Here is a 23,730-nt window from a genome sequence, read left to right as displayed (position 1 = left end):
TTACGCAAGCGGCAAAATCCAGACCGGCGTACCGAAAGGTACGCCGGCTTTTTTTGAGCAAGCCTTCGATGGCGACGCTATTTCGGCGTCACGCAGACCGGCATCGTGCTGAGCGCTCGCAGGCCCGAACTGTCGCGGAAGGCTGTGGGGCCTGCAATCTCGAGCTGCTTCACGCGGCTGGCGAGCGCTGTGATCACGGCCTCGGCTTCCAGCCGTGCCACCATCTGCCCGACACAGCCGTGGATGCCGACGCCGAAGCCCATGTGACCGGAGAGCCGCCGTCTGACGTCGAACCGGTCGGCATGCTCCCAGCGCGTCTCGTCGCGGTTGGCGGAGGCAAGTAGCAGCAGCACCTTCTCGTGCTTGCCGATCTTGACGCCTGCAATCTCGGTGTCATGCGGCGTGGTGCGGAACACGAATGGCGCCGGTGAATCGAAGCGCAGGGTCTCGTCGAATGCCGCGCGCGACAACGACGGATCGGCTGCAAGCAGCGACCATTGCTCGGGATGGCGCGCAAGCGTGTACAGCGCCATGCCGATCGCGCTGATCGTGGTGTCAAGCCCGGCCGAGAGCAGCGAACGCACCAGCAGCGGCGCTTCCTCCGCGCTGATCTCTCCGGCGTCGGCCGCCTCATAGACCTGCGCGCCAAAACTGCCCGGGCGCAGCGCCTCGCGCTGGCAGCGCGCCGCGACCCAGGGCAGCACGCGGGGCGCCTGCTGCATCAAATCGCGAAAATAGTCGTTCTCGGGCCCGAAGCCGGCGAACACCATCGCGCCATAGGTCAGGAAGTTCTCGCGGCCCTCCTGGTCGATGCCGAGCGCGTCGGGAAACACGCTGACCGGAAACACCTCCGCGATGTCCTTGATGGCGTCAAACGATCCGCGCTCGACCAGCCCGTCGATCAGCCGCGTCGCCGTTGACTTGAAATCATCAGCGAGCCGCCGCATCGCGCCGGGCGAGAGGATCCGCGCCAGCACCGCGCGGGTTCGCGTGTGCAGCGGCGGATCGGCTTCCAGCACGATGCTCGGCGGCCGCCACGGCTTTTCCTTGAAGTGGTTCGCAAGTCCGGCGCCGCCGGCGTTGCTGAAATTGACATGGTCTCCGAAGATCGTCTTGACCTCGGCAAAGCGCGGCACCGCCCAGATGTCATATCTGGTCAGGCGGATGACCGGCGCTGCGGCACGCAGCTCCGCATAGGTGCCGTAAGGATCGGCCCGCGTCGCCGCGCTGAACGGATCGAAATCGCTGCGGACCATTTCGCCGGCGAGGGAGCTCGCAAGGGGGCTCGCATGGGTGCTCATCGGATCCTCCCGTCTTGTCATTGGTTAATTGACCGTAGTCAATTAATTCGCATATTGCAAGGGCGGGGTTGCCATCGCGGCGGGTGCGCGGCATGGAGGCGCGAGGCAGATGGGGATGTCGATCGTGGAGCGAGCCAAAGGCGCACGGCGATTTCAGCGCAGGGCGCGCCAGGAGGCCGACAAGGAGGCGCTGAAGGCGCTGATCCTCGAGACCGCGCGCAAGGAGTTCGCCGCCGGCACGCTGGAGACCGTTTCGATCCAGAAGATCGCCGACGCGATCGGCTACTCGAAGGGCACCGTCCTCAAATATTACCCGACCAAGCTGTTGCTGCTGCTCGCGGTGAAGCAGCAGAATCTCGAGGCGGTCGCCGAACGCCTCGAGCGGGTCCGCGCGGAGACGGCCGACAGCGATCTGCGGCTGCGGCGCGTGATGGAAACCTATCTCGATTACTGGGCCGACAATCCCGATCACTTCCGCTCACTGTTCTCGATGTCCGGTACGGTCGAGGACCGCCGTTTTCCCGACGGCGTCTATTTCGGCGAGACCGAGATTGCGCGCCGCAGCTACGAATTGTTCGTGATCTCGGTGCGGGAATTTCTGGCGGCACATGGCGCCGAGCCGGCGCCGGGCCTGCCGCAGCGGCTCGCAACCGCACTGCTGGCGGCAACCCACGGCGTGGTCGCGCTCACACTCGGCACGCCGACCATGAAACTGCCCGACATGCGCGGCACCGGCCGCCTGCTCATCGCCAGCCTGATCGATGCCTGGACGATCAGGCTTGCCGCCGCGCGGAAAAGCGAGGGCTGGCCGCGGGTCACGATCGGCACCTTTGCCTGACAGGGTGGTGCGCATGCGCGATGCGATATGGAATCGCCTGCGTTCGCCTGCTAAGCGCCGCCCATGGATACGACGCAGCGCGATAGAACGGTGGGCTTTCTCTGCTTGGTGGTGACGGCGTTCGGCTGGGCCCTGAACTGGCCGCTGATGAAGCTGTTGCTGCAGCAATGGCCGCCGCTGTTCGCCCGTGGGCTTGCCGGCACCTGCGCGGCGGCGATCCTGGGCACGCTGGCGCTGGCCCGCGGACAGTCGCTCGCCGTGCCGCGCGAGGCGATTCCGCGGCTGCTGTTTGCCTCCTTCACCAATGTCTTTGCCTGGATGGGCTTTGGCACCATCGCGATGAAATTCGTCACGGTCGGCGAGGGCGCGCTGCTGGCCTACACGATGCCGATCTGGGCGATGCTGTTCGCCTGGCCGGTGCTGCACAGCCGCCCGACGCTGCGGGATCTTGCGGCGCTGGTGCTCGGCGTTGCCGGCGTTGCACTCCTGCTCGGCGGCAATGGCTTTGCGTTCAGCGCCGACAAGCTCACCGGTATCGCGCTGGCGCTCGCCTGCGCCATCCTGTTCGCGCTCGGCAACGTGCTGAATCGCAAGCCGCTGCCGATGCCGCCGCTCGCGGTGGTGGCCTGGCAGGTCGGCATCGGCTGCCTCGTGATGCTCCTGCTCGGCATCCTCTTCGAGCATCCGAACTATGCCGCGATCACGCCGCTCGGCCTCGGCTGCTTTGCCTACATGACGCTGATGCCGATGGGGATCTGCTATCTCACCTGGTTCGAGACGCTGCGCCGCCTGCCGCCGACATCGGCGTCAACGGGCATGCTGCTGGTGCCGGTCATCGGCGTGGTGTCGGCCGCGATCATTCTCGGTGAGCCGCTGGGCCTGCGCGAGATCGGCGCCATGGCGCTGACGCTCGGCGGCGTGACGCTGGCGCTGCAGCGGGCCTGACGCAAAGGAGGGAACGGACATCGGCGCATCGCGTTCTCCCGAAAAGGGAGCTTGGCCATGCGCAAGGCGATCGCGCGGCTTGATGCGGAGCAGAGGGCGCAGCTGCTTTATCTCGCAGATCTCGGCACGGCGATGTTCACGTCGGCCCTCGTGGTGTGCAGCCTGAAGGCGATTGTCGACCTGTTCGCCGCGGGCTGAACCGCCACGTCAGCGCCAACGCGCCGTCAATCCTCTTGCGGCGCGTCGCTCTGGGTGTGCCCCTCGGGCCCGCGATCGAACACACCATAATCGCTCGATTTCACTCCTGCTCCCCCATCGACGCCAATGCCGGCCAGACCGAGCTTGAGCAGCTCGCGGACCGCCGCGGCGCGGGTCGGCATGCGGTGCTTGAAGCGGAAATCGTCGAGGGCTGCCAACTCCTCCGGCGACAGCATGACCTGAAGACGCTCAGCGCGAAGCTCATTCATCGCAAAACACCAAGACTTAGCTTGTTGAGTAATTTGCTAAACCACCAAACTCGCATGGGGTTCCATCGGTTGAGACAAAAACGTCAATTTAGTATAATTATCAAATGAAATCAATAACTTAGATAAAAAATAAAGGAACGATCCGGCCGCCCGCCTCGTTATGTCGCTGGAGAGATGCCATGGCCAACCACGTCAAGCTTCCCCGCAAGCTGTCCGAGGAGCCGGAAGCCCCGAAACCGCGGCGCCCGAGCCACGCGAAAGTCATCGAGCAACTGGACCGCTGGGCCAACAGCCCCGGTCTTCAACCGCCAAAGGTCGATAATGCAGAGGACGATTCAAAAGCGGAAGCGATCTGAACCCCACACATTCGAGCAGCGCCTCGATGAACATCGCGTGCGACTTGAAAGCCTGCTCGCCCGATTGCCGCGCGGTGCCGAACGCGAGCAGATTGTCGCGCGCATCGAGCAACTGCGAACAGCCGTTGAGCTGAACGCGATGCTGTCGACGACCGGCTGAGCCGAGAAGCGAAACGGCGGAACGGCTCACTTGTTCCCGCCGCTCCGCTCGCCTACCATTCCCACGTTGATGGGGATGGAGTCCCCCGATAACCGCCGCGAGGCTGATGACTCCTACCGGGCGCGACAGCGTCGGTAGGAGCATGCGCCACCGCCGACCCGCCGTGTCCCGCGAATGAGAAGGGACAGCGCATGACGGGTCTTCCTGGTTCACTCTCAATCGCATTGTCGCTGGTCGGGTCGATCTGGCTCGTCGGTGTTGTCGCCCTGCTGGTCGGCGCGCCGGGCGAGCTGGTCGCTGCGACCTTCGTGCTTGGGTTGGTGGCGGGCTTCATCGAATGGCGAGCCGGAAAGGTGGAGCATTGAACGTTCAGTTGTTGGCGGCGATCGCGATCGGCGGTTCGCTGGGATCGGTCGCGCGCTATCTGGTGGCGATCGGCGCGGGGCGCCTGGTCGGCACGGAATTTCCCTGGGGCACGCTGGCGATCAATATCGTGGGTTCATTCCTGATCGGCGTCTTCGCGGAAGCGTTCGCGCTGAGCTGGAATGCCAGCCAGGCGATGCGGGTGTTTCTCACCGTCGGCATTTGCGGCGGCTTCACCACCTTCTCGACCTTTTCGCTCGATGCGATCGTGCTGATGCAGCGCGGCGAGCTATGGTCGGCCGGCACCTACATCGCGGCCTCCGTCGCGCTCTCGATTCTCGCGCTGTTCGGCGGCTTGCTGCTGGTGCGGGCGTTCACAGCCTAAAGCATGATCCGGAAAAGTGCGAAGCGGTTTTCCGAAAAGATCATGCTCAAACAAAGAGCTAAGGCGCGATGACGATTCAACCTAATCTCATCGCGCTTTAGTCGGTCGCGCGGCGGCCGGTGCGTGGATTGAGCGGTGCGGTCGGCGGCCGTCGCAGCGCTTCGGGCAGGAACGGTTCGCCCGGCCGAGGCGAGGCGTCGGCACGCACATCGGCGGCCCATTGCGCACGTTCGTGCGGCGTCTGGTTGTCGTCGAAAGTTCGCTTCACATCGACGCCGCCGACGGGGTCGTTGACGCCGTCCCGGCTGGCGGGACGGTCGACGCCGCTGTGGATGTCACTGGAGTTGCCCATCGTGGCCTCCGTGCTCGGCTGATCCCGATCAAGATTTGATCCTGGATCCAGGACTTCTGCACCAACGTGGCCCGCGCAAGCGCCGTTCCAAAAAAGTGAAGGGCTGGAGGTACCCTTTGCCGCCTGGAATCCTTGGCGCGTCAGGGACCAGCCGGTAGGATGGAACCCGGATGGCAGCCAGGAACCAAGGGAAAGACCGGGGGATGAAGCACGTCGACGTCGCGGTGATTGCTGCCACTCTGTGGCTGCTGGCGTCGATGGTGCTGGACATCCTGACGCCGAAGTCGATCACCGCGCTGGTGATCGCCGCCGCGCTGGCGCCGCCATTCCTGATCGGAATCGGCATCCATTTCGCACGTGAATATTTCAGGGCGAGGCGGCGCAGCTACCCGCCGCCGCAGTTGGACGAACACTTCAAGAACTAGAGCGTTTTCGAGCGAGGTGGGCACCGGTTCGCGTGAAGAAAACGCGTCAAAACTAAAATCCAGGCCCCCGTTTCGATTCAATCGGAGCGGGGCTCCGGCCGGGCAGGGCTGCGGGAGGGGCCGCACGTGCTGCATTGAACTGCGCAGATGGCTTGCTAAGCTTGTGCCATGACCGAGCAGCTCCCCGATACGATCAGCCGCCTCTACACCGACCCTGGCGAATATGTCGACAGCGACCATCCCGCCGTCGAGGCGTTCGCCCGCGCCGCCGTTCCGTCTGACGCCAGCGCGCGCGACAAGGCGCGCCGGCTCTACACCGCGGTGCGCGACGGCATCCGCTACAACCCCTATGTCAGCATGCGCTCGCCCGAGAGCTACCGGGCCTCCAGCGTGCTCGCCGCCGGCAATGGCTACTGCGTCGGCAAGGCGGCGCTCTATGCCGCGGCCTGCCGGGTCCACGGCATCCCGGCGCGTGTCGGCTTCGCCGATGTGCGCAACCATCTCACCACCGAGAAGCTGCGCCAGAGCATGGGCTCGGACCTGTTCACCTGGCACGGCTTCACCGAAGTGTTCGTCGACGGCGCCTGGCGCAAGGCGACCCCGACCTTCAACGACACGCTGTGCGCCAAGCTCGGCGTCAAGCCGCTCGATTTCGACGGCCACGCCGACGCGCTGCTGCATCCCTTCGACGGCGAAGGGCGCGCCTACATGCAGTATGTCAACGACCACGGCAGCTATCACGATGTCCCCGCCAAATTCCTGATGCGCGAGATGGCGCGCGAATACGCCAACATGCAGGGCGAGGATCTCGCCGGCCGCGACATGGAGCGCGAGGCGGCCGAGCAGTAGCGGACGTGTGAGCTTATCGCGCGCCGGCTGAGGGGGCGGTGTCATGGATGCGGAGCCGCCGAAAGCGCAGGTCAGCCGCCCCGCCAAAGGCTGGGAGGACGCGGTCGCGCTGACCGGCTTCATCCTGGTCGCGGTCGGGCAGGCCTCCAACCAGGTTCTGGCGCGCGGGCTTGCCGGCTCGGTGCCGCCGTTTTCGCTGGCCTTCTTCCGCTGGAGCATCATCGCCATCGGCCTCGCGCCGTTTGCGATCGCAGCGATCCGCGACGGCAAGATCCCGCTGGCGCAGAACCTCTGGCCGATCCTTGCCGCCGGCTTCCTCGGCATGTTCCTGTGCGGCGGCCCGGTCTACATCGCCGGCATCACGACCACCGCGATCCACATCGCGCTGATCTTCGCGCTGTCGCCGATCATGGTGCTGCTGATCTCGGCGGCGCTTGGCATCGAGCATATCGGTCCGCTGCAATGGCTCGGCACGGCGCTGGCGCTCGGCGGTGCGCTCTTGATCGTCTCGGGCGGTCGTCTGGAAACGCTGACGCAGTCGAGCGCGGCCTGGGGTGATCTCCTGGTGGTGTGCGCGATGCTCGGCTGGTCCGGCTACACGCTGCTGCAGTCGCGCGTCGCGCCGCGCGCCTCGCTGCTGGCGCGGGTCAGCCTGTTCTCGGCGGCCGGCGCGCTGTGCTCGCTGCCGCCGGCGCTCCAGGAGATGTGGGCGACGCCGGCTGCGGTGTTCAACACAAGGGCGTTCGAGGCCTATGTCTTCGCCGGCCTCGTGCCCGGCCTGATTGCCTATGCCGGCTTCGCCTGGCTCGGCGCGAGATTCGGCTCGGTGCGGAGCTCGCTGGTGCTCTACGTCGCACCGATCGCGAGCGCGCTGCTGTCCTGGATCATCCTCGGCGAGCCGCCGAAGCTGATCCATCTGGTCGGCGGCCTTTTGATCCTGGGCGGCGTCTGGGCGAGCCTGCGCAAATAGATCCGGTTCCTTCCCAAGGTGCAACCATTTCCGGGCTCGTGCGTTGAATCCAGCGTTGATTCAAGAGCTTAGTCGGAGGTCGCATGAATCTTACTCCCCAGCAGCGCAAGGACCGTGATGCGCAGCGTCAGCAAGACGCATCGCAGGCGATGAAGGAGCATCGCGCCAACGAGAAGGCGTTCTACGACAACTTCCAGCGCCTCAAGGCCGAGCGGCAGGCGCGCGAAGCCGCGGAGTCACGGAAGGCGAAATCCGCTTCGAAATAAGCGCTTGGAGTCACACCAACCAATCCGGATGGTCCGGATCTGACCGACCGAGAAGGAGCGGAAGCGAGGGGGCGAGCACGGCGCAAACGAGCTCGCCCCGAAGACGAGAAATCTCCAGGCTTATGGAGGACGTCAGATGTACTTTGCCGATCAGAGAACGGTCACCTGCAAATGCGGTGAGCCCTTGAGCGAATTGATGCTCGTCGACGACCAGACAACCGGAATCAAGTTTCACGTCGGTCGTTGCCCGTCATGCCGTGAAGTGACGGTTGTTCGATCCCAGGACATGCCATCGAACGATAATGCCTGACGCGGACGGTCCTCTCGCGAGTGGGGGGGGGGCCGGGCCTTTGGTTTCAGGTTTTCGGACCGGTGAGCGACAGGCCGGCTGACGCATCGTTTGCGGCACACCAGAAAAAGAGCAGGGCGCGACCGGCATCACCACGGTCGCGCCCTACGTCGCCGGTCAATGGGGCAGGGGGAATAACCGGCTCTTCCAAAGACTCGCAGACCCCCTGAGTCGTTCCGTACAAGCGAAAATATTTTCGTACACGGTTAAGTGATGGCCGGACGCGAGAACCCCGCGGGTTTCGTTCGCGTTGTGTCCGGGATCGCCAAGGGATCGTCGAGCGAATTTCCATGGGGCGAGGGACATCACCATGTCAAAGATTCAGATGGGAATTTTCGCTACGCTGGCGGCTGGGTTGACGCTTGGCGCCGTCCAGCTGGCATCCGGCCACGATCTCATCGGCCGCCAGCAGGTCACCACCGCACTGGCGCCGGAGAGCGCCGTCAATCGCGCCGCCAAGACCGACCGTGCCGCGATTCCAGTCACCGGCCTGCCGAGCCGGACCGTTGCGCTGAAGGTCGAGCGGCTTCCCGATACGTCGGTGCTGGTCCGCGTCCCCGTGGCCAAGGAAGAGGCGCGCCATCGCCCGGCAGTGCCCGCTCGGGCACGGCCCGGCGACACCCGCAAGGTGGCCTGCGAGCCCGTGGTCAGCGTACTGACCGAAGTGGCCAAGCTGCTGCAGCCCGGCCGCTGCGTGACCTGAGCAGGGCGAAGCGCTATCGCAACAAGCAAACGCTGTCATCGCCCGCGAAAGCGGGCGATCCCGTATGCCGCGGCCTATTCGCTTAATACAGCTGTCTCTGGAATACTGGATCGTCCGGTCAAGCCGGGCGACGACGATGGTTGTCGGTGCTGGTTTCGCGCTAATCTTGCAAACGAGAGGGCTATTCCTCCTCGTCCGCCTCGCTGCTGCTGGCGGCGCTGCGGCTTGCCATCAGGCCAAGCGCGAGGCCGCCGATCGCCAGGATCGGGATCAGCCGCTTCGCCCCGATGGCCCGCACGATCTGCAGGCCGGTGGCGACCACCACCGGATCGGCAAACACATTGGCCGCGGCGGCCTTTGCCGCCTTCTCGGCGCGGCGGCGCATCTCGCGCCTGCGCACGATGTAGACGCTGGCGGCGATCAGCGTGACGACAAGGAACAGCGCGGCGCCGGCGAGGCATGCTTCCACCGGCCCGTAGTGCTGCAGTACGTAGACGAAGGCGGCGGCGCACAGGAAGCCGATGGTGATGAACAGCGCGATCGCGGTGGCCGCGGCCAGCGACGTCAGCCGCAGCACGTTGCCGGTGGAATCCTTGACGTCATTGATCAGCCGCTGAAGCATCGACCAGCCCTGCCCTGAATCTTGCCTTGAATCTTGCCTTGAGCCTTGCCCTGAAGAGCGCATCGACAAACGCAGCGGCGGCGCGCCAGCGCCGCCATCGCATCCAGAGGGGTGGTTTCCGCGTGATCGCCACCATGGGGCTCATCCCCGGAGACCGCAGATTGCCTAGCGGCGCCAGGTGACGCCGATCAGGAAGCCGAGACCGAGCGCAAGGCCGACCGTCGCCAGCGGCCGCTGTGTGATCATATCCTCCAGCGATTCCTCGATCGAGGATGCGGCATCCTGCGCCGCGCCCATCATCGCGCTGCCGCGCTCCGACATGTCGTCGAGTGTATCTTCCGCACTGGCGCGCGCATCCTTGTAGCGGCGGCGGGCCTGCTTGCCCGCGTTGTTGGCAAACGAGTTCAGCGCGTCGGTGATCTGTTCGGTGAGGGCGGCGATATCGTTCTTCACGGCGGTGACATCCTTTTCAAGGCGTTCGTAGGTCGCTTTGTCCGTCATGTTCTTGATCCCAAATGCGCTGTCCGTGCTCGACATCGAAAAGCTCCCGGAGAACTTGCGTGCTGGAACAAAAACGCGCCGCGCGGTGCATGGTTCCAGCCGTGAAACCGGGCTTCAAGCGGCGCCGGCTTCGCTTGAGAACGCCTTGCTAGTCTTCCGGCAGCTGCGGCGAATTGACCGGCATCAAATGCTCCTTGACGATCAGCGCCACGATCAGGAGCGGCGACGACAGGAAGGCGCCCATCGGGCCCCACAGCCAGGTCCAGAACGCCAGCGCCAGGAAAACCGCGAGCGCGTTCAGCGACAGCCTGCGGCCGACGATCGTCGGCGTGACGAAATGTCCTTCCATGAAGGTCACGACGGTAAAGCAGGCCGGCGCGATCAGCCCGGCGCCGATGGTCGGCGAGGCGATGATGCCGACCGCGACCAGCACGACGAACATCGCGATCGGCCCGATGATCGGAACGAAGTTCAGCGTCGCGGCGAGCGCGCCGAGCCCGGCCGGGTTCGGCATGCCCGTTGCCGCGCAGATCGCGCCGGTGACGATGCCGACGCCGACATTGATCATGGTCACCATCAGAAGATAATTGCCGAGATGGGTCTCGACCTCGTTGAGGATGCGCAGCGTGCGCAGCCGCGCCGTGCGTTCGCTGAAGGCCATCACCAGTGCGCGCCGCAGATCCTTCCAGCTTGCGATGAACAGGATCAGGGTCGCGATGAACAGCAGGAATTCGGCGAAGGTCGGTGACAGGAATTCCAGCGTCGGCTGCACCCACTCGAATTTCGGCAGCTGGAGCGTGGCCAGCGTATCGGAGCCGCCGACCATGGACTGCAATTCCTGCCACAGCGCGAGCGGCCGGTCGAACACATGCAGTTTCTCCTTCAGGATCGCGCCGAGTTCGGGCAGCCGCGAGCTCCACTCCATCACCGGCGAGGCAATGAGCCCGACCATGAAGCTGACGGCGGCGCCGACCGCGATCACGATGACGACCGCGCCGAGCGCGCGCGGGATCCGATGGCGTTCGAGCATGCTCGCCGCCGGCGACAGCATGGTGCCGACGATGAAGGCCATGGTGATCGGGAGGAAGAAGGCGCGTGCGAAATAGAGCACCGCGACAATGACGATAACCAGCAGGGCCATCAATGCGAAAGCGACGGCCTCGGCGCGGCTGACAACCGGCGGCAGCTCGATCTTGCTGTCGGGGACTGGCGTGCCTTCGGGCGCTTTGCCAAGCAGGTCTTCACTCGGAAAGGCGCGCACCGAACTCCTCCCGCGTGAGGACGAACAAACCCGTCGCGTGGTCGCCCCGCGCGTCGAATTGCGCGGTGACAACTGGCCGATACGGAGGAAGTTCCATCGCGGGTTCGTGAAACGTCACGGGTTGACAATCGCGGCTTCGCGACGATTCGCGTCGGAACCGACTCGCGGCCATGCGCGTTGGCCCGGCATCGCATCACCACGATGCGCATCCCGTCCAGGGGCAGCACATGACACAGCAGTCTGTTTCCAGCCGCCGGCTTGCGTCGCGCGCCGCGCACACCCTTGCCTTCGCCAGCGTCCTGTTTGCGACGCCGTTTGTCGTCACCACGTCGGCCAGCGCCCAGGTCCGCTCTTCCGCGCTCGGCTATGCGTCGACTCAACCGGGCGCATTTCCCGCCGACGAGGTGATGAACGACCCCTCGGCTGGCGTCGCCGAGGACGGCGCGCTGCCGGAGCGGCTGCGCCGGACCACCGTCGCGCTCAACACGACCGAGGCGCCCGGCACCATCATCATCGATACTGGCAACACCGCACTCTATTACGTGCTCGGTGGCGGCCGGGCGATCCGCTACGGCGTTGGCGTCGGCCGCGAGGGGTTCACTTGGGCCGGCACACAGACCATCAGCCGCAAGGCCGAATGGCCGGACTGGCATCCGCCGGCCGAGATGATCAAGCGCCAGCCCTATCTGCCGCGCTTCATGGCCGGCGGCCCGGGCAACCCGCTCGGTGCGCGCGCGATGTATCTCGGCTCGAGCGAATACCGCATCCACGGCACCAACGATCCCTCGACGATCGGCAAGTTCGTCTCGTCCGGCTGCATCCGCCTGACCAATGAAGACGTCTCCGACCTGTTCAGCCGGGTCGATGTCGGCACCAGGGTCGTGGTGCTGCCGAAGAACGCGCCGCACCTCGCCGCGCGCGAGATCGGCCCGACCACGACGCAGATCTCGGTCCGGCCGGCCGCGGCGCGGCCGCGCCCTGCGGCGGCGACGCTGCCTTCCGGGCGTCAGGCGATGAACATCCCGACGGCTTCCTCGTTGTACTAGAGCGTTTTCGAGCGAAGTGGATACCGGTTCGCGTGAAGAAAACGCGTCAGAACAAGAATCTAGGGCCTCGTTCCGATTCAATCGGAACGGGGCTCTAGGAATCGGCATGGTACCGAGGTCGGTGATGGTGAAACGGCACGTAAGGCGCTGCGCGTTCGGCACGGCGGCATTGCTCGGCCTGTCCCTTGCGCCTGCAGCGCAGGCCCAGGACTTCTTCTCGCAACTGTTCGGCGGCTTCATGCATGGCCGCCCGCCGGTGATCCGGATGCCGTTCGACGACGGCCCGGCGCCGATGGCGCCGCGGGTCGAGCGCCGTCCTCGCTATGACGTCGGCCAGGCCTATTGCGTGCGGACCTGCGACGGCCGCTATTTCCCGCTCGCTGCGACCGGCAACCAGAGCAAGGCGGAAAGCTGCAACAGCTTCTGTCCGGCGAGCGCGACCGAAGTGGTCTATGGCGGCAATATCGACAACGCCGCGACGGAAGACGGCAAACCGTATTCCGAGCTGCCGAACGCGTTCCGCTATCGCGACGAGATGGTCTCGGGCTGCACCTGCAACGGCAAGGACACTGTCGGCCTCGCCGCGGTGAAAATCGAGGACGATCCGACCTTGCGCAAGGGCGACATCGTTGCCGGCAAGAACGGGCTGATGTCGGTGAGCCGTCCGGACCGGCGCGGCGCGCAGCTCAACTTCACGCCGGCGCCGGATCGCATCCGCGCCAAATATGGCCGGCCGGCGGTGGTGGCGCGCGAGTAGGGTCGACCACTCATGATCGGCGGCTTTCGGTTCCTGGCGCGGAACCGGCCTGCCTCCTGCACGTTAGCAAAGGGCGAACAGCAGATTCACCGATGCCATCAGGGGGCCTCGCATGCTCGTCGGCGTACTCGTCACCTTCCTTGTCGTTATTCTCGTTCTTTATCTCATCAACATGCTGCCGCTCGACGGCCGCGCCAAGCAGATCGCGCGCGCCGTCGTCATCATCATCGGCATCGTCTCGCTGCTGAAGTATTTGGCGGTGTTCTAAGGCATGATCCGGAAAAGTGCGAAGCGGTTTTCCGAAAGATCATGCTCAAACAAAGAGCTAAGGCGCGATGACGATTCAACCTAATCTCATCGCGCTTTAGGTTCGTCATTGCGAGGAGCCAACGGTCCGCGCGAAGCGCGGCCCGTTGACAGGCTACGCGACGAAGCAATCCACCTGTCCGCATACGGGAGGGGTGGATTGCTTCGCTGACGCTCGCAATGATGTGGATGCTGTAGCGGACTGCCAACAAAAAAGCCCCGGCTCATCGTCGGGGCTCTTGCTTGTCGCAGCGATCGCGGATCAGCCCCGCGGCCTTCACGATTTCTGGATAATGGAAATATGGAGCTGATTTGCCCGACGAGTCAAGTTGCCGTATCCGCCGGCTACTTTGCATGGGGTTGTTTTCGATATTTTTGGCAGTGCGCCCTTGCGACGGCAGGCGATCGCGTCCGGCTCTTCCCGGCGTCACTCGCGGCGCCGACAAAAAAAGCCCCGGCTTATCGCCGGGGCTTTTGCATGTCGTTGCGATCGCTTGCAGATCAGCCGGCGGCCTTGGCCTCGCGGCGGCGCGCGGTGAGGATGTATTCGGTATAGCCGTTCGGCTGCGTGCGGCCCTCGAAGATCAGGTCGCAGGCGGCCTTGAAGGCGGTGCCATCGAACGCGGGCGCCATCGGCTTGTAGAGCGAATCGCCGGCGTTCTGCTTGTCGACGACGACAGCCATGCGCTTCAGCGACTCCATCACCTGGTCCTTGGTGATGACGCCCTGATGCAGCCAGTTCGCGAGGTGCTGGCTCGAGATGCGGAGCGTGGCGCGGTCCTCCATCAGGCCGACATCGTGGATGTCGGGCACCTTGGAGCAGCCGACGCCCTGGTCGATCCAGCGCACGACGTAGCCCAGGATGCCCTGGCAGTTGTTGTCGATCTCCTGCTTCACGTCGTCGGGCGCCCAGTTCGACTGCGACACCGGAATGGTGAGGATGTCGGAGAGCTTGGCGCGCGGCCCGCCCTTGGCGAGCTCCTGCTGCCGGGCGATCACGTTGACCTGGTGATAGTGCAGCGCGTGCAGCGTGGCTGCGGTCGGCGACGGCACCCACGCGGTGGTGGCGCCGGCCTGCGGATGGCCGATCTTCTGCACCAGCATGTCGGCCATCTTGTCCGGGGCAGCCCACATGCCCTTGCCGATCTGGGCATGGCCAGGCAGGCCATCGATCAGGCCGTTGTCGACGTTCCAGTCCTCATAGGCCTTGATCCACGGCTGGGCCTTCATGTCGTTCTTGCGGATCATCGGACCCGCTTCCATCGAGGTGTGGATCTCGTCGCCGGTGCGGTCGAGGAAGCCGGTGTTGATGAACATGATGCGCTTGGAGGCGCGCTGGATGCAGGCCTTGAGGTTGACCGTGGTGCGGCGCTCCTCGTCCATGATGCCGACCTTCAGCGTGTTCTCCGGCAGGCCGAGCATCTTCTCGACCTCGGCGAACAGGTCGCAGGTGAGCGTCACCTCGTCGGGGCCGTGCATCTTCGGCTTGACGATATAGGCCGAGCCGGTGCGGCTGTTCCTGACCTTGGAATTGCCCTTGAGGTCGTGGATCGCGAGCAGGCCGGCGACCGCGGCATCCAGGATGCCTTCCGGGATCTCCTCACCCTTGGCGTCGAGCACGGCGTCGGTGAACATGTGGTGGCCGACATTGCGCATCAAGAGCAGGCTGCGGCCGTGCAGCTTCAGCTCGCTGCCGTCGGGCTTCTTGTAGACGCGGTCGGCATTGAGCGAGCGGGTCAGCGTCTTGCCGCCCTTCTCGAAATCGGCCGACAACGTGCCGTTCATCAGGCCGAGGGTGTTGCGATAGACCAGCACCTTATCCTCGGCGTCGACGGCAGCGACCGAGTCCTCCATGTCGAGAATGGTGGAGACCGCCGATTCCAGGATCATGTCGGCGACGCCGGCCGGGTCATCCTTTCCGATCGCGTTGTTGCGGTCGATCTTGACCTCGACATGCATGCCGTTGTTGACGAGCAGGATCGCGAAAGGCTGGGCGGCGTCGCCCTGATAGCCGGCGAACTGGGCGGCATTCTTCAGCGCGGTCGAGTTGCCGCTCTTCAGCTTGACCGAGAGCTGGCCCGCGATCACGGCGTAGGAGGTCACGTCGGTGTGGCTTCCGGTCGCAAGCGGCACGGCGGCGTCGAGGAACGCCTTCGCCTTCGCGATCACCTTGTCGCCGCGGGCCTTGTTGTAGCCCTTGCCGCTCTCGCTCGGATCGTGCGGGATCGCGTCGGTGCCGTAGAACGCGTCGTACAGCGAACCCCAGCGCGCGTTGGCGGCGTTCAGCGCGTAGCGGGCGTTGGTGAGCGGCACCACCAGCTGCGGGCCGCAGATCTTGCCGATTTCCTCATCGACATTGGCGGTTTCGACCTTGTGGGTCGCGGGCTCGGGCAGCAGGTAGCCGATGTCCTTGAGGAACGCGGTGTAGGCGTTGATGTCGAACGCCTTGCCCTTGTTGGCGCGATGCCAGTCGTCGATCTTGGCCTGCAGCGTGTCGCGGACTGCGAGCAGCTCGCGGTTCTTCGGTCCGAGCTTCTGGATGATGGCGGCAAGTCCGGCCCAGAACGCATCCGGGGCGATCCCGGTTTTCGGCGTCGCCTCCTTGGCGATGAAATCGAACAGGACAGGGGCGATCTTCAATCCATGGGCATCGACACGAGTCATGATGGGCTTTCTCAAAGAAATGGGGCGTTTAGGGGCTGTTTTCGAGAGAAATCAGCAAAAAACGCGCCAAAGGGCCGCGTTCACGGCCCTTTTAGCCCTAAAGTCCCGGTTCTGAGAAGGCCCCCCAGAGGAGGGGGCTGCGCCGCCTAGATATTCGCCGCGAGGTCGGTCAGTTCGTCGAACAGGATGCCGGTCGTGGCCAGCATCCGCTCGATCTCGTCGGTGGCATCGCTGACCGAGCGGTTCGAGGTGTCGATGGTCAATTCATTGCCGGTCGGCGGCTGGTAGTCATTGGTGATGCCGGTGAAGGACGGCAATCCGCCGGAGCGCGCCTTGGCGTAATGGCCCTTGGGATCGCGGGTCTCGCAAACCTCGGCCGGCGTTGCGACATAGATCTCGCGGAACGCGCTATCGGCGATGCGGCGAGCTGCCGCACGGTCGGCGGTCGACGGCGACACCGCCGCGACGATGGCGATATGGCCGTTGCGCGCCAGATGGGTCGCGACTTCGGCGAGGCGGCGGATGTTTTCAGCGCGGTCCTGCGGCGAGAAGCCGAGATCGCCGTTCAGCCCGGCACGCAGCGTGTCGCCATCGAGCAGGATCGGCGAGCCGCCATTGCCGAACAGGCGCCGCTCCAGCGCCCGCGCCAAGGTCGACTTGCCCGAGCCGGGCAGGCCGGTCAGCCAGATCACTGCGCCGTTGTGGTGGTAGCGCGCCGAGCGCTCGTCCGGCCGCAGCGCGGACTCCACCGGCACGATGTCGACCGGCACCGCCGGCCGGCCGGCGTCGACCGACAGCACGAGTCCGCCGCCGGCGATGCGGCCGTTGACCTCGATCACGAGGCGGCCGGTGCGCGGATTGTCGGTGTAGGGATCGGTTGCAACCGGCTGCGCCAGCGAGATGTCGATCTCGCCGACATGGTTGCGCGCGATCGCGATGTTCTCTTCGTTGGACAGCGCGCCGGGATCGACCGCCTTCTCGATCGCGACGACGGTGGCGCGGCTTTCCTTGGTGCCGAGCCGGATCAGGATCTGCTCGCCCTTGGTCAGCGGCTTGTCATGCAGCCAGAAGATCCGCGCGCGGATGCGGCGGGTGTCGCGCGGGCTTTGCCCGGAATGTCCGATGATGTCGCCGCGCTCGAGGAACAGCTCGCGGTCGAGCGTGATGCCGACTGAGCGGCCGGCGCCCTGCGGGGCGTTCACCGGCGTTACCGGCCAGCTCTCGACAGTCTTGATCTTGGCGATCTTGCCGGTCGGCATGATCACGATCTCGTCGCCGGCCTTCAGGCTGCCGGACTCGATGCGGCCCGCCACGATGCGGCGGTCGTCGAACTTGTAGATCGCCTGCACCGGCAGCCGCAGCGGCAGCTCGGCCAGCGGGCGTGCCGGCTCGAGCGCATCGAGCGCCTCGACCACGGTCGGTCCCTTGTACCAGTCGATCCGCGCCGTGCGCTCGGCAACACCATCGCCGTCGCGCGCCGAGATCGGGATCACCGCCGTGGGCGTTACGCCGAGGCCGATCAGATGCGCGGAAATCTCGTCGCTGATCTCCTTGAAGCGATCGGCGCTGAATTCGACGCGGTCCATCTTGTTGACCACGACCGCGACCTGCTTCACGCCCAGCAGATGCAGGAGATAGCCGTGCCGCCTGGTCTGGTCGCGCACGCCTTCCAGCGCATCGATGATCAGCACCGCGCCGTCGGCCTGCGAGGCGCCGGTGATCATGTTGCGCAAGAACTCTGCGTGGCCGGGCGCGTCGATCAGCACGACGTCGCGCGAACGGGTGCGGAACCGGATCTGGGTGGTGTCGATGGTGATGCCCTGGTCGCGCTCGGTCTGCAGCGCATCGAGCAGGAACGACCATTCGAACGGCATGCCGCGCCGCGCGCTCACCGCCTTCAGCATTTCCAGCTTGCCGTCGGGCAGGCTGCCGGTCTCATGCAGCAGGCGCCCGACCAGCGTCGACTTGCCGTGATCGACATGGCCGACGATGACGATGCGCACCTGCGGCCGCGTCGTGCCGTTGGGCGTTGCCGAGATCGAGGCGGTGGGAAGGATCATGTTCATCGGAACGCTCGCACGAAGCTTGGTGTTGCTTGGATTTGATCAGAGATAGCCGGCGACGCGCAGCCGCTCGAACGCATCCTCGGTCTCGTGGTCGAGCGCGCGGCCGGCGCGCTCCGGGATCTTGGTGCCGTCGAGCTCGGTGAGGATCTCGTCGATGTTGGACGCGGTGGAGGCGACCGGGAAGGTGATGTCGGCATCACCGAGCGAGCGGTAGCGCTTGCCGTCCTTGGCGAGATAGAGCGGGATGATCGGGATGTTCTCGCGCTTGGTGTAGGCCCAGATGTCGGCCTCGGTCCAATGCAGGATCGGATGGATGCGCAAGTGAGCGCCTTGCGGCGGCGAGGCGTTGAACTGGTCCCAGAATTCCGGTGGTTGGTCGCGGACGTCCCATTCGCCCTCGAGGCCGCGCGGCGAGAACACGCGCTCCTTGGCGCGGGTCGCCTCTTCGTCGCGGCGGATGCCGGCGATCAATCCGTCAAAGCCGAATTTGTTGAGCGCAAGCTTCAGGCCCTCGGTCTTGCGCGCGGCGGAGCGTGCGGCCGGCGGCAGGGTCGGGTCGACGCTGTCGATCGGCGGGCAGGGCTCGACGCGCAGGTCGAGGTCCCATTCCTTTCCGAAGCGGTCGCGGAACGCGTACATCTCCGGAAATTTCTTGCCGGTGTCGACGTGCAATGCCGGGAACGGGACGCGGCCGAAGAACGCCTTGCGCGCCAGCCAGATCATCACGTTGGAATCCTTGCCGAGCGACCACAGCAACGCGAGCTTCTTCAGCCGCGCGAACGCCTCACGCAGGATGTAGATGCTCTGCGCCTCCAGTTCGTCGAGATGATCCATCGACGGAGGCGCCTGATTGGCGGGAATCCCCGGCACGGAAGATGCATTGCTAAGCGCTGCGGACCGCGTCCTGGCGGCGACGGATTCGTTGTCGAGAAGATGCATCTCTTGGCCTTGGCCTGTGGAGTTGAAAATTCTAAAGTTGCGCTGCAATAGAGAAGAAATAATTTTCTCTTTGCTGGCCTTGATCGAGAGATAAATAGAAAATAATTTCAGTCAACCCCCAAGTTGGGGAAGCGAGTGTCTGATGCGATATCTGCCGGTGTTTCTGGATCTGCAAAGCGGCAAGGTGCTGCTCGTTGGAGCGGGCGACCTTGTGCGCGCCAAATTGCGGCTGCTTGCAGCCGCCGGCGCCGCGGTTCGCTGGTACGCGACTGACGGCGATCACGACATTGCCGGTCTCGCCGCGGAGGACGCCGCGCGGATCGAGCGCGCCGAAGGCGATCCGCTCGCCGCCGACCTCTCCGATGTCATCGCGGTCCTCTGTGCCGGCGCAGGCGAGATCGGTGTTGCGATGTCGGTGCGCGCCAAGGCGATCGGCCTGCCGGTCAACGTGATGGACGACCTCGTGCACTCCACCTTCATCATGCCGGCGATCGTCGATCGCGGCGATGTCGTGGTCGCGGTCGGCACCGGCGGCACGTCGCCAGTGGTGGCGCGCCGCATCCGCGAGAAGATCGAGGCGGTGCTGCCGGCGCGGATCGGCGATCTCGCCGGCTTCATCGGCGGCGTCCGCAAATCGATCCACGCCCGCATCGAGGAGTTTCCGCTGCGCCGCCGCTTCTGGGAGCGCATCGTCGACGGCCCGATCGGCGCGCTGGTGCTGGCCGGCCGCAGGGACGAGGCCGAGCAGGCGCTGAACGCGATCACCGATCCCGCCACCTTCGCCGGCGCGAGCGCGGCAGGCAAAGCCATTGGTCACGTGACGCTGGTCGGCGCCGGTCCCGGCGATCCGGACCTGCTCACGGTGAAGGCGTTGCGCGCGCTGCAGGACGCCGACGTCGTGTTCTATGACGAATTGGTGTCGTCCGAAATTCTCGACCGCATCCGGCGCGATGCCACGCGGATCCCGGTCGGCCGCCGTGTCGGCAAGCCCGGCATCGGCCAGGACGCCATCAATGCACTGATGATCGAGGCCGCGCAGTCCGGCCAGCGCGCGGTGCGGCTGAAGGGCGGCGATCCCTTTATCTTCGGCCGCGGCGGCGAGGAAATCGAGGCGCTGCGCGACGCCGGCGTCGCTTACTCCATCATTCCGGGCGTCTCCGCCGGTCTGGGCGCGGCCGCGCAATTCGAAGTGCCGCTGACCTTCAGACACGAGGCGCTGCGCATCACCTTCCTCACTGCGCACAAGGCGCGCGATGCCGAAGTCGTCGACTGGTCGGTGCTGACAGACAAGAAGATGACCGTCGTCGTCTATATGGGCATGACCGCGGCGCCCTCGATCCGCGAAGGCATGCTTGCCGCGGGCCGCTCGCCGGAGACGCCGGTCGGCGTGTTCGCGCGCGTGACCCGGCCGGATGCCAAGGCCGCGGTCGGCACGCTGGCGCGGCTGCCCGAGCTCGTCAAACAGGTCGATGGCGGTCCCGCCATTCTCATCATCGGCGACGTGGTCGCGCATTCCGCGCCGTGGAGCCGGTCCAACGTCACCCAACTCTTCTCCAACCAGATGTTCTCCGAACTGCTGAAAGCTGCCGAATGACCTCTCCGCTTGAACAGAAGAAAATCAGGATCACGGGCCCCTCGGTGGTGACCGCCAACCGCACCTGGGATGGTGCCGTGGTGTACCGAACCGCCAAGCAAGGCTGGTCCACGGAACTGTCCGATTCCGCTGTCGTCAGCACCTCCGACGATGCGCGCGCGCTTTTGGCCGAAGCCACCGCCGACGATGTCGGCGCGGTCGGCCCCTACATCGCGCCGGTCGAGCTCAAGGACGGGGGCAAGCTCAAGCCGGGCAATCTTCGCGAACACATCCGCGCCAAGGGCGTCACGATCGATCTTCAGGTGCCGGCGTAAGGCTCATCCATCATGTATGCATATGACGAACTCGACCGCACGCTGATCAACGAGCGTGTTTCGGAATTCCGCGACCAGGTGAAGCGCCGCCTTTCCGGCGAGCTCACCGAGGACGAATTCAAGATCCTGCGCTTGCAGAACGGCGTGTACCTGCAGCTGCACGCCTACATGTTCCGCGTCGCGATCCCCTACGGCACGCTGTCGTCGAAGCAGCTGCGCCGGCTCGCTCATGTGGCGCGCCGCTACGATCGCGGCTACGGCCACTTCACGACGCGGCAGAACATCCAGTTCAACTGGATCAAGCTCGCCGAGCTGCCCGACGCGCTGTCCGACCTCGCCGAGGTCGGCATCCACGCGATGCAGACCTCCGGCAACAACATGCGTAACGTCACCTCGGACCAGTGGGCCGGCGTCGCGCCCGGTGAGATCGAGGATCCGCGCATCTGGTCGGAGATCCTGCGCCAGCACACCACGCTGCATCCGGAATTCTCGTTCCTGCCGCGCAAGTTCAAGATCGCGATCACGGCATCCGAGCACGATCGCGCCGCGATCAAGATCCACGACATCGGGTTGCGGCTGCACAAGAATGCCGACGGCGAGACCGGTTTCGAGGTGCTGATCGGCGGCGGCCTCGGCCGCACCCCGTTCATCGCCAAGACCATCAAGCCGTTCGTCCACGGCCGCGACATCCTGAGCTATGTCGAGGCGATCCTGCGCGTCTACAACCAGTACGGCCGCCGCGACAACATCTACAAGGCGCGCATCAAGATCCTGGTGCACGAGCTCGGCATCGAGAAGTTCGCCAGGGAAGTCGAGGAGGAGTGGAAGGCGATGGGCGATGTCGGGCTGACGCTCGATCACGCCGCCATCGAGGAGGTCCGCTCGCGCTTCTCCTATCCGCCTTACGAGAAGCTGCCGCACATGCCGGACGAGCTGAAGCAGGCCGCGCATGATCCGCTGTTCGAGCGCTGGCGCAAGAACTCGGTCGCGCCGCACAAGGTGCAGGGCTATTCGATCGTGACGCTGTCGCTGAAGCCGGTCGGTGGGCCTCCGGGCGACGCCACCGCGGAGCAGATGGACGCGGTCGCCGACCTTGCCGACAAATACTCGTTTGGCGAGATCCGCGTCGGCCACGAGCAGAACCTCGCGCTGCCGCACGTCGCCAAGTGCGACCTGCCGCAGCTGTTCAAGGCGCTCGATCGCCTCGGTCTCGCGACGCCGAACGTCAACCTCGTCACCGACATCATCGCGTGCCCGGGGCTGGACTACTGCTCGCTGGCCAACGCGCGCTCGATCCCGATCGCGCAGGAGCTGACGCGGCGCTTCGCCAACCACGACACCGCCGACCTGATCGGGCGGCTGCACATCAACATCTCCGGCTGCATCAATGCCTGCGGCCATCACCATGTCGGCCACATCGGCATTCTCGGCGTCGAGAAGAACGGCGAGGAATTCTACCAGATCACGATCGGCGGCCGCGCCGACGAGAACGCGCAGTTGGGCACGCTGATCGGCCCGGCCGTTCCCTATGCGGAAGTCGCCGACGTGATCGAAGACATTGTCGAAGCCTATCTCGCGCTGCGCGACCGTCCCGAAGAATTGTTCGTCGATACGGTGAAGCGTCTGGGCGTCGAGCCTATCAGGGAGCGGGTCTATGCCACTCGTTAAGCAGGGAAGAATCACCACCGATCTGTTCGTGCATGTCGCCGACGGCGCCGAGCTGCCGGGCGACGGCGCGGTGCTGGTGAGCGCCGAGCGCTTTCTCGCCGATCCGGAGGCGCTGCTGCGCCGTCCCGGCAAGACCGGCGTGATCTGGCCGAACAACCGCAACCTCGACGATCTCGTGCCGCATCTCGATCGGCTGGCCTCGGTCGCGCTGGTGTTTCCGACCTTCCGCGACGGCCGCGCCTACAGCCAGGCGCGCCTGCTGCGCGAGCGTTACGGCTATGACGGCGAGCTGCGCGCCACCGGCCAGATCCTGCGCGACCAGTTCGTGTTCATGACGCGCGCCGGCTTCGACGCCTTCGAGGTGAAGAAGGACGCCGACGCCGACGCCTTCGCCGCGACCATGAAGCGCTATTCGGTGTTCTACCAGCCGACCGGCGACGGCCGCGTCACCGCACTCAACCGCCGCATGCAGCTGCGTCATTCGGAGAGCGCCGGCCAGTGAGCACGCTTGCACCAGAGCTCGCAGTGGGGCCGGCCGCACTGCCCGCGGCCGATGCGCTCGATCGCGCGCTGCGCACGGCCTCGCCCGCCGAGGTGATCGCGGCCGCGGTCAGGACGCTCGGCCGCGAGAAAGTGGCGCTGGTGTCGTCGTTCGGCACCGAGTCCGCCGCGCTGCTCAAGGTGATGGCGGATGTCGATCCGGCGATCCCGGTGGTGTTCCTCGATACCGGCTGGCTGTTCGAGGAGACGCTGGCTTATCGTGACACTTTGATAGCCGCGCTCGGCCTCACCGACGTGCGCTCGATCAAGCCCGATGAGGAAGCGCTGTCGCGCCAGGATCCGGACCGCGAGCTGTGGTTCAGCGATCCCGACGCCTGCTGCCGCATTCGCAAGGTCGAGCCGCTGGCGCGCGCGCTGAAGCCGTTCGCCGGCTGGATCAACGGCCGCAAGCGTTTCCAGGGCGGTGCCCGCGCCGACATCCCGGTTGTCGAGGATGACGGGGTCAGGCTGAAGTTCAATCCGTTCGCCAACGTCTCGCGCGAGGAGATCGAGGCGATCTACACGCTCGGCAAGCTGCCGCCGCATCCACTTGTCGCATCGGGATATCAGTCGGTCGGGTGTATGCCTTGCAGCAGCCGGTCCGCTGCCGGCGAGGATGCGCGCGACGGCCGCTGGCGCGGCCGGGCCAAGACGGAATGCGGCATCCATACGATGAAGATGTCGTAGAACCTGATCCTAGCGACAAACGCGAAGCGTTTGCGC

General features: G+C 65.4%; 29 protein-coding genes and 1 riboswitch. Of the genes, 20 read left to right on the top strand and 9 right to left on the bottom strand.

The window, feature by feature from the left end; all coding sequences use genetic code 11:
* Positions 1 to 77: 77 nt before the first annotated feature.
* Positions 78 to 1,301, bottom strand: coding sequence for a cytochrome P450 (locus QA639_RS38410; protein WP_283088701.1), 1,224 nt, complete (start codon positions 1,299 to 1,301; stop codon positions 78 to 80).
* 115 nt (positions 1,302 to 1,416) lie between these two features.
* Between QA639_RS38410 and QA639_RS38405 the strand changes: the two genes are divergently transcribed.
* The 3 genes from QA639_RS38405 to QA639_RS38395 all read left to right on the top strand — a co-directional run bounded on the left by QA639_RS38405 (position 1,417) and on the right by QA639_RS38395 (position 3,282).
* Positions 1,417 to 2,139, top strand: a complete 723-nt coding sequence (locus QA639_RS38405) for a TetR/AcrR family transcriptional regulator (RefSeq protein WP_244978705.1) — start codon at positions 1,417 to 1,419, stop codon at positions 2,137 to 2,139.
* Between the two features lie 63 nt (positions 2,140 to 2,202).
* Positions 2,203 to 3,084 carry a DMT family transporter gene (locus QA639_RS38400; protein WP_028334704.1) on the top strand — a complete coding sequence of 294 codons (882 nt, stop codon included), beginning with the start codon at positions 2,203 to 2,205 and terminating at the stop codon, positions 3,082 to 3,084.
* A gap of 57 nt (positions 3,085 to 3,141) precedes the next feature.
* A complete protein-coding gene (locus QA639_RS38395; RefSeq protein ID WP_157347178.1) occupies positions 3,142 to 3,282 on the top strand; it encodes a hypothetical protein in 141 nt (46 codons plus the stop codon).
* Between the two features lie 26 nt (positions 3,283 to 3,308).
* On the opposite strand, the gene QA639_RS38390 is transcribed toward QA639_RS38395, so the two are convergent.
* Positions 3,309 to 3,551: a hypothetical protein gene (locus QA639_RS38390; protein WP_028334705.1), complete on the bottom strand. Its 243-nt coding sequence runs from the start codon at positions 3,549 to 3,551 to the stop codon at positions 3,309 to 3,311.
* Between the two features lie 179 nt (positions 3,552 to 3,730).
* Between QA639_RS38390 and QA639_RS38385 the strand changes: the two genes are divergently transcribed.
* The 4 genes from QA639_RS38385 (at position 3,731) to crcB (ending at position 4,815) form a co-directional block, all read left to right on the top strand.
* Positions 3,731 to 3,907 carry a hypothetical protein gene (locus QA639_RS38385; protein ID WP_167350454.1) on the top strand — a complete coding sequence of 59 codons (177 nt, stop codon included), beginning with the start codon at positions 3,731 to 3,733 and terminating at the stop codon, positions 3,905 to 3,907.
* Positions 3,873 to 4,067: a hypothetical protein gene (locus QA639_RS38380; RefSeq protein WP_198400262.1), complete on the top strand. Its 195-nt coding sequence runs from the start codon at positions 3,873 to 3,875 to the stop codon at positions 4,065 to 4,067. The genes QA639_RS38385 and QA639_RS38380 overlap by 35 nt, the downstream gene beginning before the upstream one ends.
* A gap of 62 nt (positions 4,068 to 4,129) precedes the next feature.
* A riboswitch (Fluoride riboswitch) is annotated at positions 4,130 to 4,190 on the top strand.
* A 68-nt stretch (positions 4,191 to 4,258) separates the two neighbouring features.
* Positions 4,259 to 4,432 (top strand): hypothetical protein, encoded by a 174-nt coding sequence (locus tag QA639_RS38375; protein WP_157347175.1) that lies wholly within the window; start codon positions 4,259 to 4,261, stop codon positions 4,430 to 4,432.
* On the top strand, positions 4,429 to 4,815 hold the full coding sequence (crcB, locus tag QA639_RS38370) for a fluoride efflux transporter CrcB (protein WP_028334706.1): 387 nt from the start codon (positions 4,429 to 4,431) through the stop codon (positions 4,813 to 4,815). The genes QA639_RS38375 and crcB overlap by 4 nt, the downstream gene beginning before the upstream one ends.
* Positions 4,816 to 4,912: 97 nt before the next feature.
* Here crcB and QA639_RS38365 read toward each other — a convergent pair whose 3' ends face one another.
* Entirely contained in the window at positions 4,913 to 5,167 is a 255-nt protein-coding gene (locus QA639_RS38365) for a hypothetical protein (protein ID WP_157347173.1), read from the bottom strand.
* Positions 5,168 to 5,370: 203 nt separating this feature from the next.
* Between QA639_RS38365 and QA639_RS38360 the strand changes: the two genes are divergently transcribed.
* The 5 genes from QA639_RS38360 (at position 5,371) to QA639_RS38340 (ending at position 8,729) form a co-directional block, all read left to right on the top strand.
* Positions 5,371 to 5,592, top strand: a complete 222-nt coding sequence (locus tag QA639_RS38360; protein WP_157347284.1) for a hypothetical protein — start codon at positions 5,371 to 5,373, stop codon at positions 5,590 to 5,592.
* Positions 5,593 to 5,760: 168 nt separating this feature from the next.
* Positions 5,761 to 6,441, top strand: coding sequence for a transglutaminase-like domain-containing protein (locus tag QA639_RS38355; protein WP_157347171.1), 681 nt, complete (start codon positions 5,761 to 5,763; stop codon positions 6,439 to 6,441).
* Positions 6,442 to 6,484: 43 nt separating this feature from the next.
* Positions 6,485 to 7,411 (top strand): DMT family transporter, encoded by a 927-nt coding sequence (locus QA639_RS38350; RefSeq protein ID WP_050387216.1) that lies wholly within the window; start codon positions 6,485 to 6,487, stop codon positions 7,409 to 7,411.
* 83 nt (positions 7,412 to 7,494) lie between these two features.
* Complete coding sequence (locus QA639_RS38345) at positions 7,495 to 7,677, top strand: hypothetical protein (protein WP_028334711.1); 183 nt, start codon at positions 7,495 to 7,497, stop codon at positions 7,675 to 7,677.
* 659 nt (positions 7,678 to 8,336) lie between these two features.
* Positions 8,337 to 8,729 carry a hypothetical protein gene (locus QA639_RS38340; protein WP_028334712.1) on the top strand — a complete coding sequence of 131 codons (393 nt, stop codon included), beginning with the start codon at positions 8,337 to 8,339 and terminating at the stop codon, positions 8,727 to 8,729.
* Between the two features lie 181 nt (positions 8,730 to 8,910).
* On the opposite strand, the gene QA639_RS38335 is transcribed toward QA639_RS38340, so the two are convergent.
* From QA639_RS38335 to QA639_RS38325, 3 genes are all read right to left on the bottom strand, one after another.
* Positions 8,911 to 9,351: a hypothetical protein gene (locus QA639_RS38335; RefSeq protein ID WP_157345777.1), complete on the bottom strand. Its 441-nt coding sequence runs from the start codon at positions 9,349 to 9,351 to the stop codon at positions 8,911 to 8,913.
* A gap of 165 nt (positions 9,352 to 9,516) precedes the next feature.
* On the bottom strand, positions 9,517 to 9,888 hold the full coding sequence (locus tag QA639_RS38330) for an ElaB/YgaM/YqjD family protein (protein ID WP_016842979.1): 372 nt from the start codon (positions 9,886 to 9,888) through the stop codon (positions 9,517 to 9,519).
* A gap of 112 nt (positions 9,889 to 10,000) precedes the next feature.
* A complete protein-coding gene (locus QA639_RS38325) occupies positions 10,001 to 11,113 on the bottom strand; it encodes an AI-2E family transporter (RefSeq protein ID WP_283088700.1) in 1,113 nt (370 codons plus the stop codon).
* Between the two features lie 227 nt (positions 11,114 to 11,340).
* Here QA639_RS38325 and QA639_RS38320 point away from each other — a divergent pair, with 227 nt between their 5' ends.
* From QA639_RS38320 to QA639_RS38310, 3 genes are all read left to right on the top strand, one after another.
* Positions 11,341 to 12,159, top strand: a complete 819-nt coding sequence (locus tag QA639_RS38320) for a L,D-transpeptidase (RefSeq protein WP_198400213.1) — start codon at positions 11,341 to 11,343, stop codon at positions 12,157 to 12,159.
* Between the two features lie 124 nt (positions 12,160 to 12,283).
* A complete protein-coding gene (locus QA639_RS38315) occupies positions 12,284 to 12,916 on the top strand; it encodes a DUF2865 domain-containing protein (protein WP_028334716.1) in 633 nt (210 codons plus the stop codon).
* A gap of 112 nt (positions 12,917 to 13,028) precedes the next feature.
* Positions 13,029 to 13,184, top strand: a complete 156-nt coding sequence (locus QA639_RS38310; RefSeq protein WP_016842974.1) for a Thivi_2564 family membrane protein — start codon at positions 13,029 to 13,031, stop codon at positions 13,182 to 13,184.
* 539 nt (positions 13,185 to 13,723) lie between these two features.
* Here QA639_RS38310 and QA639_RS38305 read toward each other — a convergent pair.
* The 3 genes from QA639_RS38305 to cysD all read right to left on the bottom strand — a co-directional run bounded on the left by QA639_RS38305 (position 13,724) and on the right by cysD (position 18,786).
* Entirely contained in the window at positions 13,724 to 15,886 is a 2,163-nt protein-coding gene (locus QA639_RS38305; protein ID WP_283088699.1) for a malate synthase G, read from the bottom strand.
* Between the two features lie 146 nt (positions 15,887 to 16,032).
* A complete protein-coding gene (cysC, locus tag QA639_RS38300) occupies positions 16,033 to 17,952 on the bottom strand; it encodes an adenylyl-sulfate kinase (RefSeq protein WP_028334718.1) in 1,920 nt (639 codons plus the stop codon).
* 39 nt (positions 17,953 to 17,991) lie between these two features.
* On the bottom strand, positions 17,992 to 18,786 hold the full coding sequence (gene cysD / locus QA639_RS38295) for a sulfate adenylyltransferase subunit CysD (RefSeq protein ID WP_168858368.1): 795 nt from the start codon (positions 18,784 to 18,786) through the stop codon (positions 17,992 to 17,994).
* 247 nt (positions 18,787 to 19,033) lie between these two features.
* On the opposite strand from cysD, the gene cysG reads away from it, so the two are divergent.
* The 5 genes from cysG to QA639_RS38270 are packed head-to-tail and all read left to right on the top strand — an operon-like array spanning position 19,034 to position 23,694.
* On the top strand, positions 19,034 to 20,485 hold the full coding sequence (gene cysG, locus QA639_RS38290; protein ID WP_283088698.1) for a siroheme synthase CysG: 1,452 nt from the start codon (positions 19,034 to 19,036) through the stop codon (positions 20,483 to 20,485).
* On the top strand, positions 20,482 to 20,799 hold the full coding sequence (locus tag QA639_RS38285) for a DUF2849 domain-containing protein (protein WP_028334721.1): 318 nt from the start codon (positions 20,482 to 20,484) through the stop codon (positions 20,797 to 20,799). The genes cysG and QA639_RS38285 overlap by 4 nt, the downstream gene beginning before the upstream one ends.
* Before the next feature lie 12 nt (positions 20,800 to 20,811).
* Entirely contained in the window at positions 20,812 to 22,467 is a 1,656-nt protein-coding gene (locus tag QA639_RS38280; protein WP_283088697.1) for a nitrite/sulfite reductase, read from the top strand.
* Positions 22,454 to 22,969 (top strand): DUF934 domain-containing protein, encoded by a 516-nt coding sequence (locus tag QA639_RS38275; RefSeq protein WP_028334723.1) that lies wholly within the window; start codon positions 22,454 to 22,456, stop codon positions 22,967 to 22,969. Before QA639_RS38280 ends, QA639_RS38275 begins: the two co-directional genes overlap by 14 nt.
* Complete coding sequence (locus tag QA639_RS38270) at positions 22,966 to 23,694, top strand: phosphoadenylyl-sulfate reductase (protein WP_028334724.1); 729 nt, start codon at positions 22,966 to 22,968, stop codon at positions 23,692 to 23,694. The genes QA639_RS38275 and QA639_RS38270 overlap by 4 nt, the downstream gene beginning before the upstream one ends.
* Positions 23,695 to 23,730: the final 36 nt, after the last annotated feature.

The organism is Bradyrhizobium pachyrhizi (assembly GCF_029714545.1).
Lineage (GTDB): Bacteria > Pseudomonadota > Alphaproteobacteria > Rhizobiales > Xanthobacteraceae > Bradyrhizobium > Bradyrhizobium pachyrhizi.
The sequence above is the reverse complement of the archived record's forward strand: the minus strand, read 5'-3'. Positions and strand labels throughout refer to the sequence as shown.

Excerpts from the sequence above, each read along its gene's own strand:
- QA639_RS38395 (WP_157347178.1), top strand. The coding sequence starts at position 3,142 with ATGCGCAAGGCGATCGCGCGGCTTGATGCGGAGCAGAGGGCGCAGCTG.
- cysD (WP_168858368.1), bottom strand. The coding sequence starts at position 18,786 with ATGGATCATCTCGACGAACTGGAGGCGCAGAGCATCTACATCCTGCGT.
- QA639_RS38345 (WP_028334711.1), top strand. The coding sequence starts at position 7,495 with ATGAATCTTACTCCCCAGCAGCGCAAGGACCGTGATGCGCAGCGTCAG.
- QA639_RS38390 (WP_028334705.1), bottom strand. The coding sequence starts at position 3,551 with ATGAATGAGCTTCGCGCTGAGCGTCTTCAGGTCATGCTGTCGCCGGAG.
- cysG (WP_283088698.1), top strand. The coding sequence starts at position 19,034 with ATGCGATATCTGCCGGTGTTTCTGGATCTGCAAAGCGGCAAGGTGCTG.
- QA639_RS38380 (WP_198400262.1), top strand. The coding sequence starts at position 3,873 with ATGCAGAGGACGATTCAAAAGCGGAAGCGATCTGAACCCCACACATTC.
- QA639_RS38305 (WP_283088699.1), bottom strand. The coding sequence starts at position 15,886 with ATGACTCGTGTCGATGCCCATGGATTGAAGATCGCCCCTGTCCTGTTC.
- QA639_RS38330 (WP_016842979.1), bottom strand. The coding sequence starts at position 9,888 with ATGTCGAGCACGGACAGCGCATTTGGGATCAAGAACATGACGGACAAA.
- QA639_RS38400 (WP_028334704.1), top strand. The coding sequence starts at position 2,203 with ATGGATACGACGCAGCGCGATAGAACGGTGGGCTTTCTCTGCTTGGTG.
- QA639_RS38315 (WP_028334716.1), top strand. The coding sequence starts at position 12,284 with ATGGTGAAACGGCACGTAAGGCGCTGCGCGTTCGGCACGGCGGCATTG.
- QA639_RS38375 (WP_157347175.1), top strand. The coding sequence starts at position 4,259 with ATGACGGGTCTTCCTGGTTCACTCTCAATCGCATTGTCGCTGGTCGGG.
- QA639_RS38405 (WP_244978705.1), top strand. The coding sequence starts at position 1,417 with ATGTCGATCGTGGAGCGAGCCAAAGGCGCACGGCGATTTCAGCGCAGG.
- QA639_RS38340 (WP_028334712.1), top strand. The coding sequence starts at position 8,337 with ATGTCAAAGATTCAGATGGGAATTTTCGCTACGCTGGCGGCTGGGTTG.
- QA639_RS38310 (WP_016842974.1), top strand. The coding sequence starts at position 13,029 with ATGCTCGTCGGCGTACTCGTCACCTTCCTTGTCGTTATTCTCGTTCTT.
- QA639_RS38275 (WP_028334723.1), top strand. The coding sequence starts at position 22,454 with ATGCCACTCGTTAAGCAGGGAAGAATCACCACCGATCTGTTCGTGCAT.
- QA639_RS38365 (WP_157347173.1), bottom strand. The coding sequence starts at position 5,167 with ATGGGCAACTCCAGTGACATCCACAGCGGCGTCGACCGTCCCGCCAGC.
- QA639_RS38410 (WP_283088701.1), bottom strand. The coding sequence starts at position 1,301 with ATGAGCACCCATGCGAGCCCCCTTGCGAGCTCCCTCGCCGGCGAAATG.
- QA639_RS38360 (WP_157347284.1), top strand. The coding sequence starts at position 5,371 with ATGAAGCACGTCGACGTCGCGGTGATTGCTGCCACTCTGTGGCTGCTG.
- QA639_RS38335 (WP_157345777.1), bottom strand. The coding sequence starts at position 9,351 with ATGCTTCAGCGGCTGATCAATGACGTCAAGGATTCCACCGGCAACGTG.
- QA639_RS38385 (WP_167350454.1), top strand. The coding sequence starts at position 3,731 with ATGGCCAACCACGTCAAGCTTCCCCGCAAGCTGTCCGAGGAGCCGGAA.
- QA639_RS38285 (WP_028334721.1), top strand. The coding sequence starts at position 20,482 with ATGACCTCTCCGCTTGAACAGAAGAAAATCAGGATCACGGGCCCCTCG.
- QA639_RS38280 (WP_283088697.1), top strand. The coding sequence starts at position 20,812 with ATGTATGCATATGACGAACTCGACCGCACGCTGATCAACGAGCGTGTT.
- QA639_RS38320 (WP_198400213.1), top strand. The coding sequence starts at position 11,341 with ATGACACAGCAGTCTGTTTCCAGCCGCCGGCTTGCGTCGCGCGCCGCG.
- QA639_RS38350 (WP_050387216.1), top strand. The coding sequence starts at position 6,485 with ATGGATGCGGAGCCGCCGAAAGCGCAGGTCAGCCGCCCCGCCAAAGGC.
- QA639_RS38355 (WP_157347171.1), top strand. The coding sequence starts at position 5,761 with ATGACCGAGCAGCTCCCCGATACGATCAGCCGCCTCTACACCGACCCT.
- cysC (WP_028334718.1), bottom strand. The coding sequence starts at position 17,952 with ATGAACATGATCCTTCCCACCGCCTCGATCTCGGCAACGCCCAACGGC.